At 69.9% G+C, this 21,956-nt stretch carries 15 protein-coding genes; 5 read left to right on the forward strand and 10 right to left on the reverse strand.

Annotated elements, in window-relative coordinates; all coding sequences use genetic code 11:
- Window position 1: 1 nt before the first annotated feature.
- The 10 genes from ACWCP8_RS27215 to ACWCP8_RS27260 form a co-directional block, all read right to left on the reverse strand.
- A complete protein-coding gene (locus tag ACWCP8_RS27215; protein ID WP_451118683.1) occupies window positions 2–1,234 on the reverse strand; it encodes an O-antigen ligase domain-containing protein in 1,233 nt (410 codons plus the stop codon).
- A gap of 1 nt (window position 1,235) precedes the next feature.
- Window positions 1,236–2,756: a right-handed parallel beta-helix repeat-containing protein gene (locus tag ACWCP8_RS27220; RefSeq protein ID WP_451118684.1), complete on the reverse strand. Its 1,521-nt coding sequence runs from the start codon at window positions 2,754–2,756 to the stop codon at window positions 1,236–1,238.
- An 8-nt stretch (window positions 2,757–2,764) separates the two neighbouring features.
- Window positions 2,765–4,717: a heparinase II/III family protein gene (locus tag ACWCP8_RS27225; RefSeq protein WP_352263647.1), complete on the reverse strand. Its 1,953-nt coding sequence runs from the start codon at window positions 4,715–4,717 to the stop codon at window positions 2,765–2,767.
- Window positions 4,714–6,894: a bi-domain-containing oxidoreductase gene (locus ACWCP8_RS27230; protein WP_352263649.1), complete on the reverse strand. Its 2,181-nt coding sequence runs from the start codon at window positions 6,892–6,894 to the stop codon at window positions 4,714–4,716. Before ACWCP8_RS27230 ends, ACWCP8_RS27225 begins: the two co-directional genes overlap by 4 nt.
- A 25-nt stretch (window positions 6,895–6,919) precedes the next feature.
- The gene (gene asnB, locus ACWCP8_RS27235) at window positions 6,920–8,854 is read right to left on the reverse strand and encodes an asparagine synthase (glutamine-hydrolyzing) (RefSeq protein ID WP_451118687.1); all 1,935 of its coding nucleotides are present in this window, start codon (window positions 8,852–8,854) and stop codon (window positions 6,920–6,922) included.
- A gap of 2 nt (window positions 8,855–8,856) precedes the next feature.
- A complete protein-coding gene (locus ACWCP8_RS27240) occupies window positions 8,857–10,377 on the reverse strand; it encodes a Wzz/FepE/Etk N-terminal domain-containing protein (protein WP_451118689.1) in 1,521 nt (506 codons plus the stop codon).
- A complete protein-coding gene (locus ACWCP8_RS27245) occupies window positions 10,374–11,774 on the reverse strand; it encodes a Wzz/FepE/Etk N-terminal domain-containing protein (RefSeq protein ID WP_451118691.1) in 1,401 nt (466 codons plus the stop codon). Before ACWCP8_RS27245 ends, ACWCP8_RS27240 begins: the two co-directional genes overlap by 4 nt.
- Window positions 11,771–13,036, reverse strand: a complete 1,266-nt coding sequence (locus tag ACWCP8_RS27250) for a glycosyltransferase family 4 protein (protein WP_451118693.1) — start codon at window positions 13,034–13,036, stop codon at window positions 11,771–11,773. Before ACWCP8_RS27250 ends, ACWCP8_RS27245 begins: the two co-directional genes overlap by 4 nt.
- Window positions 13,026–14,345, reverse strand: a complete 1,320-nt coding sequence (locus tag ACWCP8_RS27255; RefSeq protein WP_352263658.1) for a nucleotide sugar dehydrogenase — start codon at window positions 14,343–14,345, stop codon at window positions 13,026–13,028. Before ACWCP8_RS27255 ends, ACWCP8_RS27250 begins: the two co-directional genes overlap by 11 nt.
- A gap of 73 nt (window positions 14,346–14,418) precedes the next feature.
- Complete coding sequence (locus ACWCP8_RS27260) at window positions 14,419–15,897, reverse strand: sugar transferase (RefSeq protein WP_352263660.1); 1,479 nt, start codon at window positions 15,895–15,897, stop codon at window positions 14,419–14,421.
- Window positions 15,898–16,461: 564 nt separating this feature from the next.
- Here ACWCP8_RS27260 and ACWCP8_RS27265 point away from each other — a divergent pair.
- From ACWCP8_RS27265 to ACWCP8_RS27285, 5 genes are all read left to right on the forward strand, one after another.
- On the forward strand, window positions 16,462–16,659 hold the full coding sequence (locus ACWCP8_RS27265; protein ID WP_097282426.1) for a helix-turn-helix transcriptional regulator: 198 nt from the start codon (window positions 16,462–16,464) through the stop codon (window positions 16,657–16,659).
- Complete coding sequence (locus ACWCP8_RS27270) at window positions 16,650–17,297, forward strand: hypothetical protein (protein ID WP_451118696.1); 648 nt, start codon at window positions 16,650–16,652, stop codon at window positions 17,295–17,297. Before ACWCP8_RS27265 ends, ACWCP8_RS27270 begins: the two co-directional genes overlap by 10 nt.
- 563 nt (window positions 17,298–17,860) lie before the next feature.
- Window positions 17,861–18,772, forward strand: a complete 912-nt coding sequence (locus tag ACWCP8_RS27275; RefSeq protein ID WP_352263664.1) for an AfsR/SARP family transcriptional regulator — start codon at window positions 17,861–17,863, stop codon at window positions 18,770–18,772.
- Window positions 18,773–19,035: 263 nt separating this feature from the next.
- Window positions 19,036–20,280 (forward strand): hypothetical protein, encoded by a 1,245-nt coding sequence (locus ACWCP8_RS27280; RefSeq protein ID WP_451118699.1) that lies wholly within the window; start codon window positions 19,036–19,038, stop codon window positions 20,278–20,280.
- Window positions 20,277–21,947 carry a phage tail sheath subtilisin-like domain-containing protein gene (locus ACWCP8_RS27285; RefSeq protein WP_451118701.1) on the forward strand — a complete coding sequence of 557 codons (1,671 nt, stop codon included), beginning with the start codon at window positions 20,277–20,279 and terminating at the stop codon, window positions 21,945–21,947. Before ACWCP8_RS27280 ends, ACWCP8_RS27285 begins: the two co-directional genes overlap by 4 nt.
- Window positions 21,948–21,956: the final 9 nt, after the last annotated feature.

Raw genomic sequence — 21,956 nt, forward strand, 5'->3', positions numbered from 1 at the left:
CTCAGGTCACCTCCGATCTCTGGGCCCATCGCGGGACGCGTCGTCGGGGGACTTCGGGCGCCGAGAGGGGAGTGGCCGCGGCAGGTGCCGCCAGCAGTGAGGCGGCCAGGGCCAGGTGCAGCAGATACGGCGAGGCGTCGCCGAGCCCGGCCTCGGTGTACGAGGCGATCGCGCAGTAGCTGATCAGGAAGATCGCGCAGGCCCTCGACAGCGACGGTGGCCGCAGCAGCGCGACACCGCCCAGCACGATGATGATCGCCGCCACCAGGGCGACGCCGGTCATACCCTGGTCGTTGTAAACGGCCAGCCAGCTGTTGTCGATCGGCAGCCCGCCGAACGACTTGTCGCCCAGGCCCGCGCCGAACAGGTACTCCGTGGTCGTCCGGGGGGCTGCCAGCAGGGCGTGCCAGACCTTGGCCCGGCCGGTGAGGCTGGTGAAGTTCTCCTGGCTCTGTCCGCGCAGGAACCACGCCTGCAGCGCGGAGGCGAACCCCACAGCGGCCACGGCGGCGCACAGCACCGCCCAGGCGAAGAACCGGCGGGCGGGGGCGCTGGTCAGGATGAGCGAGCTGATCGCCAACGCCAGCCCGATGAGCAGGCCGAGCGTGGCCGTCCGGGTATGGGTCAGGGCGAGCAGGACGAGGGAGGGCACGATGACCACCGCCGCGCTGGTCCTGTCGGTCCGGCGCCCCAGAACGAGCAGCACGGTGAGCCCGATGATCACCGCGGCGTACTGTCCGATCTGCGGCGGGGTGAGCGGCCACAACGCGCCGACCAGCCGCCCGCCGTAGAGCCCGGGCAGGGCCGCGCCCGGTGAGATGACCAGGCCGGCGGCCACCGACCCGAGCACCGCGAAGTACATCCGGATGTGGTACCGGACGAACGTCAGGTTGCCGTCCCACCAGTGGCTGAGCAGCCACAGCGTGCCGATGAAGAGAGCCAGCCGGGCGCAGCGGAACAGCGCGCCGAACCCGGACTCCAGGTTCGCGCTGGAGATCACGCTCGGTACCAGCAGCAGGGTGAGCAGGAACACGAAGGCGCTGGCTCGGATGCGCAGCCGGAGATTGGCCGCGAGCGCCAGCGCGAACGCGGCGACCAGCGCGCCCATGGTGACCATCTGGATGAGGGAGCGGGGCAGCGGGATGATGGTCTGCGCCCCGGTGGAGCCGAGCGTGTTGAGGATCAGTAGCCCCCAGACGATCCCGACAATCCTCGGTGTGTGGTCCGTGCTCATCTCAACCACCGTCCCCTGCGCGGAAGGTGCTGCCCGCGTCCTGCTGGTACGGCGCGCCCTGCCACTGCCCGGAGTTGAGGATCCGGCTCGGGTCGTGGGCGACGAATTTCCATGGTCCGAGGTAGACGTTGTCGTGCCAGCGGTTGTGCTGCTTGCTGGTGATCGCCTCGGCCACCCGCTGGCCCTGGTACGGCGACCAGTCCGGATAGGTGCCGTAGTTGGCCAGCACCGCCATTCGGTCGCACTTCACCGTGCAGTCGACGACGGACTTGTCCAGCACGAAGCGGTTGCCGTGGATGTCCACCCGCTGGGTCTTCCACCGGCAGTCGGCGTAGAGCGGTGCGGTGGCGATCGCCGGCTTCGCGCAGCGGTCGGTGTCCCGCACCAGCAAGGTGCAGTCACCGGACGAGGTGTTGGCCGGGCTGTTGCAGAACCGGTCGGCGTTTTCCCACAGGGTGATCCCGGACCAGTTGTTCTCCAGCACATTCCGGTAGATCTCGATCTTGTTGGTGCGGGCTCGGATCCGTGGTTCACCGCCGGACTCGGACAGGTAGATGGTCGCGTACGGGAAGCTGTCGCCGCGGTCGGCTTCCCTGCGGCCCTGGACCCAGTTGTTCCGCCGGATCGTGTTGTTCCGGATGACCGCGTTGTAGCTGGTCTCGTAGATCAGCGCGGCACCGTCGTTGGCCTCGAGCACGTTGTTCTCGATGCGGAAGTCGTTGTTGTTGGTGTCCGCCCACAGCCCGGTTCCGCGGTTGTCGTGCACCCAGTTGCCGCGCACGTCGGCGCCGTTGACGGCCCAGAACTTGATGCCTCCGGTGCAGCCGCAGCCCTCCCGCCGACGCTCCCAGTCGCCGGTGTTATTGCCCACGATCTCGTTGCCCTCGACCACCAGGCCGGTGATACGGCCGTTGGGCTTGTACGCGTTCATGCCGTACTGACCGTTGTCGCGCAGGCAGCTGGCGCGGACCTGCTGGCGGGCACCGGCCATCAGCCCGGCGCCGGAGTTGTTCTGGATCGTCGCGTGCTCGATCACCCACCCGTCGGCCGAGTCATGGTTGACCACGCCCTCGTCGGGCGGCGCCACGAAACGTTGCACGGTCAGGTAGCGGATGGTGACGTTGCGGGCGGTACCGCCGAACGCGTACTGGTTCTTCTTCTGGCCGTCGAGCACCGCGCCCGGCGCACCGAGGTAACGGTTCCCCTCCTTGGGGATGACCTGGGCGTAGCGGTCCGGGTCGAGCCTGTGCTTGCCCGGTCGAAGCCAGAACGTGGTGTTCGGGGGGCTGCTCTTGGTCTTCGCTGCCAGGTCACCGACCACCGCGGGGTCGACGGTCACCGCGCCCGCCGGCGCCTTCGCCGGCCCGGCCGCGGGCTTGGCGCACACCCGGGCCACGGGCGTGGATGGCGCAGCGCCCGGCATTGCCCGGGCGCCCGGCGTGCTCTCACAGCCGGTCGCCGCCAGTAGGGCCAGCGTCAGCGGTACCGCCGCCAACGCCCAGTGCTGCCTCTTGATCTCCATGCGCCCCCCTAGCCGCGGAACCTGAGTACGGTGGTGAACCCCTCCGCGCCGTCGGCGAAGCCGCTGCCGACCAGCGTTGTGGTGGGTTCCTTGCGCCCGAAGCCGGCGGAGTACCAGCCCAGCGGCGGGTCACTCTCGCCGCGATGCGCCCGCCAGCACAGCTGCCCGGGCAGGTCGAGCGCCGCGGAGCGGTCCTCGCCGTCCCGGGTCCAGGTGAGCACTGCCCGGTTCCCCACCAGGTCCGCGGCGATCGCCGGGCCGAGGTGGAACGCCAGGTGCACGGCCCGGCGCGGGCCGCGCACCTCGTCAACCACCCTCAGCTCCTGGCTCGCGGCCGTTAGATCCACCCGGCGGCGGTGCACGGAGCGCTGGTAACCGTCGTGCTCGGCGCACCATCGGGCCGTCCCCCCATCGGAGGCGCCGGATGTGTCCGCGACCAGGATGTTGCTGCGGGCATGCCGGGTCCACAGGAACGGGCCGCCGGAGACGGACTGGTCACCGCCATCCAGTTGCAGGGTGTTGTGGCCGAGGGTCGACCGGAAGTACTGCCGCCACTCGGGCTGCCCGTGGTAGCAGTACGTCCCCGGGTCGGCGAGCACGTCGACACCGTCGTGCCGGACCTCCACGGACAACGCGTCCGCGTGGCCATGCGCGGCGATGGAGAGGAAGCCGTGCGGACCACCGTCGCAGCGGCACCAGATCTCCGCCGGACCGCGCAGGATGGTCATGCCCGCATCAGCGAAATGGGCCGGTCGGCTTGCCGGGCGGGTCACGGCCGGTACAGCGGGCCGGATGAGCGCGGCAAGGAGCGGGGTGCGCACATCGGTGCCGGTCACCGCCGGCCACCAGGCGAGCCGGCCGAACACGGCGTTCCCGGTGGCCAGCAGCGAGGCCCAGCGGTCGGTGCCCGCGCCGTCCACGACCAGCCCGTGCCCGTCGTCCGCGTCCCCCTGGCGCGGCGGCCGCAACCGGCTGTCCACGATGGCCGCGAGCGCGTCCGTCATCCGCAGCAGCACCAGCCGGATCGACGCGGGGACCTGAACGCCGGCGGCATCCGCCTCGGCCACCGCGGCCAGGCCGAGCTCCAGCACCAGTCCGTGATACTCGGTGGCCAGCTCGCGGTTGAGACCCGAGTCGAAGGTGTTGCCCCGCAGATGCCGCTCCAGCGACCGCAGCGCGTGGGCTCGCCAACGCGCCGAGGAGGGGAACCACCCGAACGCGCAGGCCGCGGCGAACTGCCCGGCGGCCTCGGCGATGACGTGGTTGTTCGCCGAAGACCCCCGGCTGGGGAAGGCAGCCAGCCAGCGCTGGTGGTGCCAGATCTGGTTCACCGCCACCGGGTTGCCCTCGAACAGCCCGGCCGCGCCCGGCCAGCCGTCGAGCAGCCGGCGAATCCACACCCAGGACAGCAGCCGGATGCCCAGCTCGATGCCGCTGGTCCAGTGCACTCCGCGCAGCGGTGGATTGGCCTCCCACCACGACCGCAGGTGCGCGGCCACTCGCTCGGCGTACCGCTCGTCCCCGGTGATCGCGTAGGCGGCGGCGAGCACTGTGAGGTACTGGTGCCGGGACGGCTCCCAGATCTGCTTGATGTCCCCGACCGCGTCCTCGTCGCGGTACGGCACGTCGAAGGCGTACACCTGCGGGGCCCGGCGTCCGGTCTTCGGGTCGTACCACCAGTCCGGGTCGGCCAGGTCGTCGCGTTCCACCCCGAAGAACTCGGCGTGCCCGTCCATCAGCCGGTCCGCCTCGGCGACCAGACGCTTCGCGGCGTCCGGCGGCACCGCGGCGAGAGTCCCCGCGGGCAGCGAAGCGGTGAACCGGGCGCCGGTCACGCTCGGGCAGTCCGGCGGCGCCGAACGCCACCGCCGCCTGCGCACCGCGTCGCCGGCCCGGCCGCCGACCTCCCGCGGCCCCATCCGGGACAGACGGCGCAGGTACCAGCCCGCGCTCGTGGTCATCGAGTGCCCGCCAACGTCACCGGCGCGCCGGCGGCCAGGCCGGTCTGCACGGCGAGGGTGGCCGCTGTGGTGGCGGCCAGCGACTCCAGCGGCACCGGCATCGGCCCGCCGGTCCGAACAGCCTTGACGAACGCGGCCAGTTCGGCCGACTGGCCCTTGTCCCGGGCCTTTGGAAGCCGCGAACTGACCCACCGCTTGCGGCTGTACACCGAGGCACGGACGAAGTCGTCGAGCCGCAGCACCTTGCCGTCCGCGACGAGGTCCAGCGTCTCCTTGGGGAAGCCGGGCGCGCCCGTGGTGACGTAGCTGATGGTGGCGGTGGACTCGTCCGGGTAGCGCAGGACGACCTGGAGGTCCTCGTTGCCGGACGAGGCGACCGCGTACACGGAGACCGGACCGGCGTCGAGCAGCCAGCTCGCCGTGTCGATGAAGTGTCCGCCCTCGCCGACGAACCGCGAGCCCTCGGCGCCCTGCTGGAGGTACCAGCTCCCCTGCGCCAGCCGGCCCGCGTTGACCAGATAGCGCAGGCTCGCCGGGCCGGTCCGGGCGCCGAACCGCTTCCTGGCCTCCTGCAACAGCGGCGCGAACCGACGGTTGAAGCCCACCTGCAGCCGGTCGTTGCCGGACTCCTCCACCGCCGCGAGCACACCGGCCAGCTCGTCCTCGGTGAGCGCCAACGGCTTCTCCACGAACACCGTCTTGCCGGCCAGCAGCGCCCTTCGGGTCAGTTCGGCGTGCGAGCTGTGCCGGGTGACGACGAACACCGCGTCGATGGACTTGTCGCCGAGCACGGCGTCGAGATCGGTGGTCGCCTCGGCGAAGCCGAACTTCCGCTTCGCGTTGGCCGCGGACAGCGCCGTCGTGGTGACGACCGTGGACAACTCGACACCGTCGCGTTGTGCCAGGTGCGGCAGCAGCATCGACGTCGCGTAGTTTCCCGCGCCGACGAACGCGAGGCGCACCGGCGTCTTGGCGGACCGGGCTGGGGTGGGCGCTCCGCCGCTGCGTCGCACCGCGGGCACGGCCACCGCCGGGGCCTCCGGTTCCCCCGCGTGTTCGGGGTACCGGAACAGCACAGCCACGGCCTTGAGGTCGCCGTCCTTCAGGCGCTGGTACGTCTCGACGGCGTCATCGAAGTCGGCGATGTGGGAGACCAGGGGCTCCACGTCGACGCGGCCGCGGGCGAGGAGATCGAGGAAGCCCGCCAGGTTGCGGCGCTCGGTCCAGCGCACGTAGCCGATCGGGTAGTCCCGCCCCTCGAGCTCGTACTCCGGGTCGTAGCGCCCGGGGCCGTAACTGCGGGAGAACCGGACGTCGAGCTCCTTCTCGTAGTACGCGTTCCACGGCAGGTCCAGGCGGCACTTGCCGATGTCGACGACCCGGCCGCGGTCCCGGCAGAGCCGCGCGGCCAGCTCGACGGGCTGGTTGCTGCCGCCGCCGGCGGCCAGGTACACCTGGTCCACGCCGTGGCCGCCGGTGAGTTCGGCGACGACGGCTTCCACGGCCACGGACGCGGGATCGCCGCAGGCCGCGGCGCCCAGGCGCTCGGCGAGCTCGCAGCGCGCCGGGTCCGGGTCGACCCCGACGACGCGGACGCCCGAGGCGGTGAGGAGCTGCACGACCAACTGCCCGATCAGCCCAAGGCCGATGACCAGCGCCACGTCGCCGAGTTGCGGCTCGCCGCGGCGGACGCCCTGCATCGCGATCGACCCGACGGTGCCGAAGGCCGCGTGGCGCGGCGCGAGGCCGTCCGGCACCGGGGCGTAGAGGTTCTTCGGCACCCAGTTCAGCTCGGCGTGCAGCGCGTGCTCGTTGCCGGCGCAGGCCACGAGGTCGCCGACCTTCACGTCGTCGATCCCGGTGCCGACCTGCTCGACCACCCCGCACAGCGAGTAGCCGAGCGGCGTGTAGGAGTCCAGCTTGCCCATCACCTTGCGGTAGGTGGCGGGCACCCCGTTGGTGGCCACGCTCTGCATGACCTTGGCGACCTGGTCCGGACGGGAACGGGCCTTGCCCACCATCGACATGCCGGCCTCGGACACCTTCATGAGCTCGGTCCCGGTGGAGATCAGCGAGTAGGCGCTCCGGACGAGCACACCGCCCGGCTTGCACCCCGGCACCGGCACGTCGAGCACCGCCAACTCACCGCTCTTGTAGTTCTGCACAACCTGTTTCACCGAAGTCCTCTTGTCTCTACTGTCTCTACGCGTTCACGGGAGAGTGCTGGTCGGCCCCGGAGGTCGCGCCGCGATACCAGTACTCCAGGGTCAGCACATGCCACAGATGCTTGGAGAAGTCCCGCTGCCCGGCGGCGTCCTCGGCGACCATGCGCGCCAGCGCCTCGCGGCGCAGGAACCCGGAATTGACGAGCACGCCGTCGTGCACCACCTCGCGCACCAGCGGTGCCAGATCCCGGCTCATCCAGGCGCGCAGCGGGGCGCTGAACAGGCCCTTCGGCCGGTACACGATCTCCCGGGGCAGAATCGAGGTGGCCGCCTCCTTGAGGACGGCCTTGCCCTGCCGTCCGACGATCTTGCGATCGCCGGGCACGGCGAACGCCGCCTTGACCACCTCGACGTCCACGTACGGCACCCGCACCTCGGTCGACGCGGCCATGCTCGACCGGTCCGTGTAGGCGAGGTTCAGGCCCGGCAGGAACATCCGGGCGTCGCCCAGGCACATGCGGTTGACGAAGTCGTCGAGGTCGTTGTCCTGGTAGATGTCCGCATGCTCGGTCAGCACGTCCTCGACCGTCCCGGCCAAGTCCGGATTGACCAGGGCGAGCAGCTCCTCCTGGTCGTACATGGTGTAGCTGCGGCGGAACGCGGTCTCCTCCGGCAGGTCGGCGAAGGAGAGGAACCGCTTCGCGAAGCGCACCGACCGATACCCCCGGCGGGCCGTGGCGACCGGCAGCCGGTCCACGGTCGCGGACAAGCCGCGCCGCAGGGGTCGCGGGATGCGCTGGTAGCGCAGCGCAAGCAGGTTGGCCAGGTGCTTGCGGTAACCGGCGAACAGCTCGTCGGCACCCATCCCCGAGAGCATCACCTTGACCCCGGCCTCTCGTGCGGCCGAGCAGATCAGGAACGTGTTGATCGCGGCGGGGTCGCCGATCGGCTCGTCCAGATGGTGCGTCATCTGCGGCAGCAGGTCGAGCACATTCGGGGCGATCTCGATCTCATGCAGGTCGACGCCGAACTGTTCGGCCACCTGCCGGGCATAGCGCAGGTCGTCCGGCATCGCCTCGAACTTGGCGTCCTCGGCGCGGAACCCGATCGTGTAAGCGGAGATCCCGGGGCGGTCGCGGGCCGCCAGCGCGGTCAGGTAGCTGGAGTCAAGACCGCCGGAGAGGAAGGTCGCCACCGGTACGTCGGAGAGCAGGTGGCGCCGAGTCGACTCCTCGACGATGGCAGCCAGGTCCGGCTGTTCGCCGCTGAGGGCCCGTTCCCGGCCCTCGGTGGCGATGTCCCTCAGATGCCAGTACCGGCCGAGCTCCACCCGGCCGTCGGGCCGGCACCGGAGCCAGCTCCCCGGCGGCAGCTTCTCCGCTTCGCGGAACGCACACCGCGAGTCCGGCACCCAGTAGTACAGCAGTGAGGCCACCAGCGCCGCATGGTCCACCTGCAGCGACCTACCGGTCACGGCGGCGAGCGCCTTGAGCTCGGAGGCGAACACGAGGCCGCCGCCGCGCCGGAGCAGGAACAGCGGCTTGATGCCGAGCTGGTCGCGGGCGAGCACCAGTTCACCGGTGCGCTCGTCGAAGATCCCGAACGCGAACATGCCGCGCAGCCGGGGCAGGCAGTCCGTGCCCCAGCGCCGCCAGGCCTCCAGCAGCACCTCGGTGTCGGAGGTACCGCGGAAACGCACCCCCGAGGCCTCCAGCTCGGCACGCAGCTCGGGCGCGTTGTACAGCTCGCCGTTGTACGTCAGGACGAGGCCACCCGAGACCATCGGCTGGGCGCCGGTCTCTGACAGGTCGATGATGGCCAGCCGGCGGTGCCCGAGGTGCACTTCGCCGTCACCGACGGGGTGGCTGTACCGGCCCGCTCCGTCCGGACCGCGGTGGGCGAGGGTCTCGGTGAGCCGGTCGGCCACGACCTTCCCGTCCGGCCATCGGTAAGTGCCTGCGATGCCACACATGTCTACCGCCCCTCCTGGTCGCTGTCCGGGACCCGTGCCGCCCACATCGGCAGCCGCTCAGCCCGCGGCCGGCCTGTCCCGTTCTGTCGGGCCAGCAGCTCGTTCTGGCCGCGCAGCGCGGTGTGCAGCCCGTCCCACAGCGTGCCGTCGGTCCGGTCACGCGGATCGGGGTCGATCAGCACCACACCGATCACCGGAATGCGCTGGTCCGCGAGCTGCCGCGCCACGGTGTGCAGCCATGCCGCGCTGCCGTGCCCGGCCCGCACCACGAGCACGGTCTGCGTGCCGAGGTACTGGAGGTCGGTCCACGCCGTGCCGGGCGCCACCGAGCCGACGCCGAGCCGGCGCTCCTGATGCGACACGGGCGCGGCGTGCTCGCCGCTGACCACGGTCGGGTCTCCTGGTTTCTGGCGGCGGCCTGCGAGCTGCGGGCGGGGCAGACCATCGATGATGACCACTGGCCCCTCCGGCGCCAGTGCCCTGGCGAGGTCCAGGGCGATCACGCTCGTGCTGCGCGCACACCCAAGTTCCAGCAGCGACAACGGTTCCGCGGAGCTGCGCACGGTGCGGGCCAGTGACGCGGTGAGCCGTTCGCGTGCCGCCCGGATCCGTCGGCGCTGCCACAGCCTGCCCGACCGGCGGGGCAGCTCCGCGATGACCGAGGCGCCCAGGTTCGCCGCGATCTCCCGGCGCAGCACGGGGCGGTCCGCCACCACCGCGCCGACCGCGGCCACCGCGAGCCCGAGGATGAGCCCGAGGACGAGCCCGATCGCGGCATTGGTGACAGCAGCCCTGGGCATTGAGTGCCGCACCGCGCGCGGGGTGTCCACGATCTGTGTACGGGCGATGACCTTGGGCGTGCCGATGCGTGCCTCCGCGGCGCGCTGGCCGAAATCGCTGATCCGCTCGGTGAGTTCGGTCCGGCGGGCGAAGAAGGACTCCAGGTCCGCCGACGCCATCGGCCCACTCTTCGGCGATCCGTTTCTGATCGCCTTGTTGACCTTGGCGAGATCGTCCCGCATTCGGTCACGCTGGTCGAGCAGGGCCTTGGACTCGGCGTTCGCGGCTTCCTGGGTCCGCTTCACCTGGTCCGCGACGAACGCATCGGCCAGCGCCTTGGCGCGGGCCACCGCTTCCGCATCGCTGTCAGCCGTCACATTGATCTGCAGCAGGTTGTTGGTCAAGCCGATGGCCTGGTAGTTCCGCATGAAGTCCTCTGGTTTTTCCGGGGAGTCGAGGGACTTCAGGGCCATGTCGGCGATCCGCGTGGTTTGCAGCAGCGCGATGTCGGTGCGGATCAGCGTTCCGGGGTCGTTCGGCTGGTCCTCCTGATGCGCGACCAGCACCTTGGTCACCGCGGTCGGCGGCGATGGCAGCAGGACCGCCACCGCCGCGCCGACGAGCAGCCCCAGCAGCGCCATGGAGCACCAGAGGCGGCGCCGCCTCCGCACCGCCACTACCAGCGCCTGCAGTTCCAGCAGCGGAGCGGCGGCCGACGACTCCGAAGATGTGCTCGTCGTCACCTTGAACCTCCCGTTGCGTCGCCGCCCACCGCGAGCGCCGGCGTGGCGGCATTTCGAGGACGGCCGACGGATTGCGTCGAACGGACCCGGACCGTGCCGGCGAGAACGATGCCGACGACCTCGTGCTTGGCGTCCGCACATGCCTCGGCGATGCCGGCGAGGTCCCCTGCGGTCCAGCTGCCCGCGCTGAGGACGACCAGGGCACCGGACTCGTTGTCGCGGTCCGGCACCATCGGCTGGGACACCGAAACCCCCACCACCTGCAGCATGGGGTATCCCCTGCTCGAAGAGCTTGGGGAAGGATCGCTCTCGGCCTCGGCGACGAGCTGCCCGGCGGCCAGGCGGGCGATCTCGTCGCCGTCCGGGACGACAACCAGCAGCCGCCGGGGGGCCGGCAGCTGGTCCCGGAGGCGGGCGCACACCCGCCGGTAGCGGATCTGCCTGCTGGCCTCGTCGCCGGACGTCTGCGGGGTCGGTAGGTCCCACCGGATGTCGACGCCCAGCAGCCGGCGGATCCGGGCCCGCGGGCCACGGTCTTCCGGTCGGTGCGCGGGCCGTTCACCGGGTACGTCGACGGCACCCAGCAGCGCCGAGCCCAGCGCAGCGGCGATCTCCGGTTCGGTGCGCAATCGGCGATTCATCCGTGCGGCGGTGAGATGGCCGATGACCGCGACCAGGAAGAACAGCAGCGCCCCGGCGACGATGAGCTGCATCCGCGTCGGCGGCGCCTCGCCGGTCGGCCGGGCCGCCGGTCCCATGACGACCATGTTGACCTTGGTGGCGGCCGGGTCGGCCTGATCCAGCTTGTTCATGGCCTCCTGCAGCGAGGTGCGTAGCTTCTCGAGCTCGGTGCGGGTCTGCACGCTCTCCACGGTCTGCCCCGGATCGGCCGCATTGGCCAGGTCGGTGATGCGGCGATCGGTCTCCGCCGCCTGCTTCCGCAGCGCCTCGGTACCCGACGCCGCGTCGGAGTCGGTGCTGCCGCCTGCGATCCGCGCGGCGTAGCTGACGAACTGCTGGGCCGTCCGGTCGGAGAGCTGCTGTGCGCGCTCGGGGGTGTCGGCCGTGCCCGAGATCTTGATGATGTTCCCGTCAGCGGCCTTGGCGCTCACTCGGTCCCGCAGGTCGGCGCCGCTGACGCCCTGCCAGCCGAGCGTGGCGGCCGCGCGGTCGGCCACCGAGGAACTGGTCGCGATGTCCACCTGGGTCAGCAGTTGGCGCTCTTCCCACTGCCCAGGCAACACTACCGATGCCGACGCCGTGTAGCGCGGCGGAAACAGCAGCACCGAGGCGCCGTAGCCGACGAGCGCGCCCACCACGGTGAGGACGGCGAGAAGCCGCCAGCGCCGACGGAGAATCCGCCCGATGGTGACCAGGCGGATCGTGTCATCGTTCAACGCCGCGTCCTCTTCCCTGTTCGGACCGTCTTGCCCGCGGACACCGGAGTGTGGTCACCGCAGGCAGCGGCGTAGGCGGCGAGCAGCGACGCTTGCGAGTTCCGCCAGGAAAGCGGTCCGCCGACCCGCTCCTGGCCGATCTTGCCCATCCGGGCCCGCTTCTCCGGATCGTCAAGGAGCAGCGCGATGAGCTCAGCGAATGCAGCTTCGTCGTTGGCGGGCGCGTAGACGGCGGCGTCACCGGCGGAGACTCGCGCCTCCCGGAGGTCGAACGAGACGATCGGCCGGCTCATGGCCATGTACTCCAGGACCTTGTTCATGGTCGATACGTCGTTGAGCGGATTGTGCGGGTCGGGGGAAAGGCACACGTCCGCGGTGGACAGGTAGCGCACCAGGTCGGCGTCCGGAATGCGCCCGGTGAACTGCACCTGCTCGGCGAGCCCGAGCCGCCGGGACAGCTCCACCATCGCGTCGAAGGTGTCGCCGGCGCCGACGAACACCGCATGCCAGTCGGTCCTCCCGAACTCGTCACGCAGCCTCGCGAGGGCCCGCAAGGCGTAGTCGACGCCGTCCTGCGGGCCCATGACGCCGAGGTAGCACAGCAGATGAGGCTTGCCGCGCTTCAACTCCGGCTCGGGCGGCACCAGTTGGAACCGCTCGACTGCGGGCGCGCTGCGTACCACGAAGACGTCCTCAGGGCGTCGACCGCCGCGGCGCATCGCGACGTCCCGGTAGCTCTCGTTCGTGGCGAGCACGACGTCCGCGGCCCGGTAGGTCAGCCGTTCCAGCGCGCACACGGCGCGGTAGAGCAGGTCCTCGCCGCGGCCGAACCGGGAGAGGTACAGCTCGGGTACCAGGTCGTGCTGGTCGAAGACGAACCGTGCACCGCGCCGCTTCAGCCACAGCGCGGGTAGGAACAGCAGGTCCGGCGGGTTGCAGGCGTGCACCACGTCGACCGGGCCGACCTTGCGGGCCAGCCGCATGGTGTGCCACAACGCCGTTCCGTACTCCCGCAGGTAGCCGGCCGGCCCTCCGGTGGCCGCGCGCAACGGGTAGCGGTGGATCCGCACCCCGTCGATCTCCGCCTCCGGCTCCGTGTCCCGCTTACTCCCCTGGGGACAAATGACGTGCACCTTCCAGCCCGCGTCGCGCAGTGTCGTGCACTCCTGCCACACCCGCCGGTCGAACGGCACCGACAGGTTCTCCACCAGGATCAGCGCGCGCCGGTCCGCCCGGTCGCCGCTGGTCGTGTTACCAAGCAAGGCCCACGTACCCCGGTTCGGCCCGGCGCGTCTCGGCGTCGGGAAGGTGGATGAGGTCGACAATCACCGGGCCGTCGGCGCCATGGGGCAGCGCCGACAGCACGGCCGGATCCCTGGTCCCGACGAGGCACACCTCGGCGTGCTCGAGCACCTCGTCGACGGAATCCGCGAGCAGCTGCGCGAGGTGCGGCAGCCGGGTCTCGATGTACTCGCGGTTCGCGCCGAGCAGCCGGGAGAGGCTCACGTTGGCGTCGTAGATCCGCAGGTCGTACCCCTTGCCGAAGAGCCGCTCCGCCAGCTCGACGAGCGGGCTCTCGCGGAGGTCGTCGGTGCCGGGTTTGAAGGACAACCCGAACAGGCCCACCTTGCGCTTGCCGGTGCGCTCGACCATCTCCACCGCGCGCTGCAGATGGTCGGAGTTGGAGGGCAGCACGTGGGCGAGGATGGGCACCGAGACGTTGGCCCGCTGCGCCGTGTGGACCAGGCTGCGCAGGTCCTTGGGCAGGCAGGAGCCGCCGAAGGCGAAGCCGGGCCGTAGGTAGGCGGGGCTGATGTTCAGCTTGCGGTCGGCCAGGAACACGTCCATCACCTGGTGCGAGTCCACCCCGAGCGCCTGGCACACCGCGCCCAGCTCGTTCGCGAAGCCGATCTTGAGGCCGTGGAATGCGTTGTCCGCGTATTTGATCGCCTCGGCCGTCGGGACCTGTACCCGGAACACCTCGCCGGGCAGGCCGTCGTACAGCGCCAACACCGCATCGCCGCTTGCCGGGTCGAGCTCGCCGATTACGGTCTTGGGCGGGTCGAAGAAGTCCCGCACGCTCGTGCCCTCGCGCAGGAACTCCGGGTTGACCGCGACCCCGATGTCCACCCCGGCCGTGCCGCCGACGTACTTCTCCAGGATCGGTACCAGCAGGTTCAGGCAGGTGCCCGGGAGCATGGTGCTGCGGAACACGACGGTGTGCCGCCCACTCCGCTCGGCCAGCGCGGCGCCGATCTGCTCGGTGACCCGCTCCAAGTACGTGGTGCACAGGCTCCCGTTGGGCTCCGACGGCGTGCCCACGCAGACCAGCGACACCTCGCTGCCCATGATCGCCTCACGGACGTCGCCGGTAGCGCGCAACGCTCCGGTCCGCACGACCTCGGCGATGAGCTCGCCGATACGCTCCTCGACCACCGGGGCCTTGCCGTCGTTGACCAGGTCGACCTTCACCTGGTTCACGTCCACCCCGATGACCTCGTGACCCATGCTGGCCAGGCACGCGGCCGACACACAGCCCACGTAACCGAGCCCGAAAACGCTGACTCTCATGACCCGTTCCTCTCCCCAGGCAGGCACTCCCGGCCTGCGGTCCGGGCGCCGGCCGGATGGCGACCCCCGCGCATCAGTAGGCCCCCTGCCCGTAGAGCACCGCACGCAGCGTCTTCCACAAGATCACTGTGTCCAGGGCGAGCGACCAGTCCTCCACGTACCGCAGATCCAGCCTGACCGCCTCCTCCCACGACAGATCGCTGCGTCCGCTGATCTGCCACAGGCCGGTCAGCCCGGGCTTGACCAGCAGCCGCCGCCGGATGTCCGGGCCGTACGCAGCGGACTCCCCCGGCAACGGAGGCCGCGGACCGACGAGCGACATCGATCCGGTGAGCACGTTGAAAAGCTGCGGGAGCTCGTCGATCGAGTACCGGCGCAGCACTGCTCCCACCCGGGTCACCCGCGGATCCCGGCGGAGCTTGAACAGCAGGCCGGCGCCCTCGTCGCGGTCGGCCAGCGCGGCACGTGCCCTGTGAGCCCCGGCGACCATGGTGCGGAACTTGAGAATGGTGAACTCGCGGCCGTCCTTGCCGACTCTGCGCTGGCGGTAGAACGCCCCGCCCCGACTGTCCACCAGCACGAGCAGCCCGACGAGCACCATCAGCGGCGCGAACAGCACCAGCAGGATCGCCGCGCCCATCCGATCGACGACCTCTTTGATCGCCCGGCGGCCCCCGGTGAAGGTCGGCATGCTGACCCGCAGCAGCGGGATCCCGAGCACCGCGTCGATGCGCAGCCGTGGGCCGGCCACCTCCATCAGCACGGGGGCCACGACCATCTCGGCATCGCTGCCTTCGAGGTTCCAAGCAAGCCGCTGCAGCCGGTCCGGTGACCAGTGCGGGTCCGGTGTGACCGCGACGACACGGTAGCCGTCGCGGCTGACGTGGCCCGCGACATCCGCCAGTCGGCCGACGACCGGCACTCCGTCCAGTTGGTCACCGTCGAGCCCGAGACCGTCCGTCGTGCACACCGCATCCACCCGCCAGCCGAGGTGCGGGAACTTGCGGGTTCGGGTGACCAGGTCGCTGACGGTGGCCAGGCTCCCGGCAGCGAGCACCGGTCGCAGGCACCGTCCTTCCTTCCGCTGTTTGTGCAGCCAGAGGCGCAGCAGATACCGCTCCGTCATGGTGACGATCGCGATCGCGGGGATCGCGACGAAGATCCAGAGCTTGATGTTGCGCGAGGTGAGAGCGATCCCGCCGAGCGCCAGCACGACGGTCGCCGCGAACAGTGAGCGTCCGAGCCGACGGAATTCCTCGGCGCCCTGGCCGAGTACGGCCGGAGCCCACGACCGGCTCACCGCAAGCGCCCCCAGCACCAGCAGCTCGGTGCCGAATGCGAGAATTCCCCACTTCTCATGCCAGTTGGCCGCGTCCCGGACCCCGAAGAAGTTGCCGATCGCCGCCACCACCAAGGCGGTGGCCACGGTATCGCTGATGATCACGGCACGGCGGTACCGCTGCTCCCACTCGATAGCGTGCTGTCTGATCGCGCCGTTCGCCAGACGCTCGCGCGCCGACGAAAACGGGCTGACTAGTCCCCCTTGCCGCACAGAACCCTCCAGGTCACCAGTGGCTCGACGTGATCGCCCAACACTGTTCCTCCCCTCGGGAGGCCCACGCCGGCCGCATGACATTCCGGCTAGGCCCGGACCGTGCGGCCCGAGCATTGATCGGTCCCGGCGTGATGCCGAGAGCGCACACTTTGGCCTGATTGCCCGATTTGCGGTAGACGTCCCGATGCCTGTTACGAAATGCAGACATTTCCGTCACACACGCATGCATTTGGCACGCATTCAACTACCCGGGTGCCCGTCAATCACTGACCACTGCATCCACCCGTTCGATACCGGCACACCTGGCACGGCGCGCGCCACGCCAACCCGCGCGCACCACGGCTCACCCTTGCGAGACCGGCACGGAATGCTGTAACAGCCGTCGCTCGACCGGCCTCGAACGGACTTTCTGCTACCCGGAGAAAGGAGAAAGAGGGTTCTACCTCCCTGCCGTCGCCGGCCGACGACCGCCGATCGTTGCGCGGTGGACACAACGGTGGGTGCGAGTCGCGCGCTGCCGCTTGGGCGGCCGACAAATCCGGAATGCCCGAGGAAGCATCAATGGCTCGTCCACCTGCGCTCAAGCTCGCCGAGGTCCTAGCGGAAATCCGGATGAGTCCGTCGGCCTTCTACCGCCTACGTGCTCGCGGTCAGGCACCCCGAATGATCAAGCTGCCCAATGGTGAATTGCGCTGTCGCCGCGCGGACCTAGACGCGTGGTGGGAGGCGTGTGAAAGGGATACGCCTGCATGGCGATGAGTTACAAGGTCCGGGTCTGGGAGATCCGCGAGCGGCCGGATCGGCGCAAGGGATTTGAGGTCCGTTGGACGGTTGGTGGACGTGAGAAGTCCGAGTCCTTCCTCACCAAAGGGCTCGCGGAGAGTCGGCGCTCCAAGCTGATGACCGCCGCTCGCGACGGTGAACCCTTCGACACCCGGTCAGGTCTGCCGGCCTCCGAAATCCGGGCGTTGAAGCAGCGGAACACTTGGTACGTTCTGGCCCGGGAGTACCTCGAGCAACGGTGGGACCGCACCCCAGGAAATACGCGCCGCACCCTTGCAGACGCCTTGGCGACTATCACTCCGGCCTTCGTTGAACCAAGGGCCGTCTACCGGGCGCCTCGCGTACTGCGACGCGCGCTGTACTCGTGGGCCTTCAACAAGAATCCCTGGAACGCCGATGCCCGGGAGGAGTGGCAGGCCGCCCTGGACTGGCTGCAGCGCCACTCGCTGCCTGTCAGCGAGTCGGAGGAGTCGGACGTACTGCGGCGGGGGCTCGACGCCCTGTGCCGGAAGGTCGACGGGGCGGTTGCTGCCGCCAAGACTGTGAACCGAAAGAGGGCAGCGGTCAACGCATCTCGACTTACCGCTCAGTCGTGCGCTGCGGAGGGCGCCTGACGGGCATCTTGCCTGGTCAGGCGCCCTCTTTCTGTGTCTAGAAGAAGCCGAGCTTCTTCGGCGAGTACGACACCAGGAGGTTCTTCGTCTGCTGGTGGTACATCTTGCATGGCGCGGTGACCAGGGAAAACGGAGGCTGGATCTGCGACGGGCGGAGTGTTGGCCCGCGTATGGTCCGGATCTTGGTACTGATGAGGCGGCGGGCGTGCCAGCCCGGAGGCAGGCGCCGGCGTACCGACTCCACGCAGGTGGTCGCCGACGTGCGCTTGCTGAACCGGATGGAGTTCCTTGCCGAAGCCCTGCCGGGCCCGCGCCGGTGAACTCCACAGGTCGGACGGTCGCTTCAAGCGGTCAAGACGCGAACTCCCGCCAAATCGAGGCGAAACCAGGCACGTCCTCCCATCTTGCCGTGAGTGACCGGATGCGCGCATCCTGGAAGTACACCACTAACACACACCGCTCGGGGGAGCCGGACGCTACGGGCCGGCGGTGTGTTCGGCCGGCGGGGGACCGGGGTCGCACAGGCGCCTGGGTCGCTGGTCGCGTGGGGGGAGGTTTCTGCTGTGCTCGAGCTTCGCGTCCATCTGTTCGGGCCGTTCCAGATCGTGTCCACCGACCGTGAGGTCGCCGGCTCGATCCTGCGGAAGGCCCAGGAACTGCTGGCACTGGTGCTGCTCGCACCACAACGCAACGTACGACGGGAGCAGGCCGCTGAGGTCGTCTGGCCGGACGCCGGACCGGAGGCGTCCCGCAAGGCGATTCGGCAAGCGCTCTGGCAGATCCACCGGGTCACCGACACCGGCGGACCGGCCGGCCAGCGACTCGTCCTGACCGACGGGGACCTGCTGCGGGTGAATCCGGACCGGCCTCTGTGGACGGATGTCGCTGTCTTCACCGAGCAGGCCAGGGCCGCTCAGCTGACCCAGGTCGAGGACCTCACCGACGCGGATCTGGCCGCGATGGACCAGGCCAGCACGCTGTACCGCGGGCCGCTGCTGGCGAGTTGCTACGAGGAGTGGTGCCTGGCCGAACGAGCCCAGCTCGAAGACCTGCACATCACCTTGCTGGACAAGCTCAGCCGGGGCTGCGAACGGCGGGGTCACCTGGAGGCGGCGATCTGCTGGGCGCAGAAATTACTCGAGATCGAACCGGCGCACGAGCGAAGTCATCGCCGGCTGATGCGCCTCTACTACCTGACCGATGACCGAACCCGCGCCCTGCGCCAGTTCCGCCGCTGCCGACAGGTCCTCGCCAACGAACTGGGCGTCCGCCCCCAGCCCAGGACTGAGGCGCTGGCCGCGGAGATCGGCGCGGACAATCCGCCACCCCCGTCGACCCACAGCCCACCAGCCGTCCGGCCTGTCGCGGCGGCGCCCGGACCGCCCGCGACGTTGGACAGCGTCCGCGCTGAGCTCGCCGCGCTTCGCGCGAGTGTCGATGCCATCAGCCACCAACTACGCAACAGCCCAGCCTGACATTCCGAGCATCGGGAGGAGACCCCTGTGCCGGCGCGGACTACGTTCTCACGCGTGAGCAACCAGGGGGTTCGTGACGACGGACTTCGTTGCTCAGGCCGTCGACGCTGCCGAGATGCCGAGCGAGCGCGCGGGGGCTGAGGCGTTCGGGAGACGGTGGGGAGACGGGGCGGAGACCGGGGGCGGGTGGAGTGGGGAGACGGAAGGGCTCGCGGGTGGACTCGCGAAGGGGATCGCGGACCGATGAAGCAGCAGCAGGCAGCGTGAACGCCGACGGCAGTGGGGGAAGCGGTGGACCGATCGGCTCGATCGACGACGACCTCGTGTCGGCGCACTCGTTCGTGGTCCGGGCGTTGCTCGAGCTGCCCACGGCGAGGGCAGGCGGTCAGGCGGGAGTTTCCGGCTGGGCCGGATACGTCACTGACGCGGTCACCGGGGAACGGCAGGGCTGGCGGAGGCCGGCAGACATCGCACGCTTCGTGGAACGCCAGCTGTCCCGCACCGCGGTGCCGGGTAGCGCAGGGCGCGTGGGTGGGCGGCGGTCGGTGATGGCCGGGCCTACGTTGACCGAGGTGGTGGCTGACATGCTGGCCGTGCTCGGGGCGCGGTTGCCGGTGGCGGCACCGGTGCTACCGGAGCCCAACGTGACGCTGGAGCGGGTCACTGAAAAGCTTGCCGGGTTGGGGAATCAGGCCGGCACGGAGTCTGCGGCTCTTGGGGGGCGGACCTTGCGGGCCGGCCGGCTCGACGCTCGGGTGCGGTTTCAGTTGTGGGCAGGGTCGGCGCCCGCTGTCGACTCCGCAGTACTGACTCTGCATTCCGACCTGCTGGACGACCGCGAGCAGTTGCGGTCCGCGGGCTTCCTGCGCTTCAACGTCGCCGACACCCTACCCGCCGAGGAGTTCGACTCCCTTGCCGCCTGGCGCAAGACCACCAGCTTCGACCTGCTCTACGAGTACCGGTACGCAGCCGACGACGACGCGGACAGCTTGATCGCGCGGATCGAGATGACCACCGATCCAGAGCAGGCGCCGAGCACCGCGCGCGAGCACGAGACGATCACTGACGGCCTGGTCCGATGGGACGACGCAGAGGCGCCTGACCTCACCCTGACCGGTCCCGCGACGATCAGCCGGATCAGTGCGCTCGTGTTCGAGCCTGGCCCGCCGCTCGGCGGCACGGTGACGGTACGCCGTACCGACTCGTCCGGGGCGCCGCCGGTCGTCCAGCCGGACCTCGCGAGTTTCCTGGCGGCCACTGGCCCGGCCGAGGTGACGGAGGCGCCCGGGGTGCTCTTCGCGAGCATCGGGCCGGCCGGTACGTCGCTGACGCTGGGCGACTGGAACGTCGACACGGTGCCGGACGAGTACGTCGGGTTCGACCGGCTGCTGGACCCGGCGATCGAGCTGGTGGCGAGGTCCGACCGGCTCAGCATCACCTACTCGGGGCCCGGCCTCGACCAGACCGCCGTGGTCTACCTACGGCTCACGGACAAGAGGGCGACATGACCGAACCAGTTCTGCCCGGCGTACTGATCGAGGTGCGACCCGAGGCGCTCATCGTCCCCGGTGCCATCACCGTGGGAAACCTGGGAGTCGTCGGCACGGCCGGCAAGGGCCCGATCGGGGTGCCGCAAGTGCTCGGCAGCTACACCGACGCGCTCACCGAGTACGGCGGCTATGACCGCTGGGTGGACGGTGCCTCTGGTGAACTCACGCTGACCCGGGCGCTCGAACAGGCCTATAAGTACGGTGCTACCACCGTCTGGGCCGTCCGGATCGCTGACAACAACGCTGCATCTGCAGCGGTGGACCTTGCCTCGCCCGGTGGCCCCTGTGTCCGGCTGACAGCCACGTCGCCCGGTACCTGGGGGAACGCCCTCACCGTGGCCGTGTCGACCGCAGACGCCAACGCTCAGGTCCGCAGCGAGGACGTCGCCGGTACGCCGCCGACACTCGGGCATGCACCTGTGATCCAAAGCGCGACCAACAGGATCGTCGTACGGCCCTCTGCCGGTGGGGCCGACCAGGTACCGGGCATCGTCTACGACACGACGCCCAGTCCGACCCAGGTAGCCGTTGACACCACCAGCGGTGAGCTCACCTTCGGTACCGCGCCCGGCGCGGGCGACACCGTGCTCGCGACCTACACAGTGGCCAAGTCGGCCGCCCGCAAGGTGACTGTGAAACTCGGCATCCAGGCCGAAGAGACTTACAACGTCGTGTCGGGTGACGACCTCATCTCGGACCTGACCAACTCCGCACTCGTCACGGGATCGGCCCCGGCCTCGCCACCCGCTCCCGCGGCATACCACCCGGATGAGCTGCCCGACGAGGTTGCCGCGACCCCGTTGGCCGGCGGAGCGAACGGTGCCGCGGGTGCGGACTACCAGACGGGCCTTGACGCTCTGCTCGGAGTGGACGCGCACATCATCGTGGCAGCCGGACAGGATCAGTCCTTCGGCGATGACCTCGCCGCACACTGCGCAGCGGCGTCCGGTGACGAGATCAAGCGAGAGCGGGTCGCGGTGGTCGGCACTGCGCCTGCTGCCGACCGGTCGGCCTTCCTGTCGGCCACCTCGGCCCACAGCCTCAACAGTGACCGCCTCCTGTTCGTCGGACCTGGCATCGGCACGGCAGACCGCTCACAGAGCCCGCCGGCGCCCGTAGTACTGCCTGGGACGTACTCCGCTGCCGCGGTGGCCGGCCTGCTCTCCTCGCAGAGCCCGCACATCAGTCTGACCAACAAGGTGCTCGCGGTCGACAAGCTGGAACACGACTTCAGCAGCGCCGAACTCAAGCAGCTCGTCCTGAGCCGCGTGCTCACCCTGGAGAACCGGCAGGGCTTCCGGGTCGTGAAGGGCATCACCACCTCGACGAACACCGCGTGGACGCAGATCACCACCCGGCGGATCGTCGACTACGCCAAACTCGGCGTCCGGTCCGCGGCGACACCGTACATCGGGCTGCTGAACAACGAACGCGTTCGGGGCGCGTTGCGGGCGACCATCAACGGCTTCCTGGCATCGATGGTGACCAGCGAGATGCTGGTCAGCTACCAGCTCGACGTACACGCCAGCCGGGACGACGAGATCCGCGGCCGCGCGCTGGTCGACCTCGTCATCCTGCCGACCTTCAGCATCGACTTCATCGTCGTCACCATCTTCCTCGGCTAACGGAAAGGA

This window comes from Streptomyces sp. NPDC002206 (assembly GCF_053593595.1).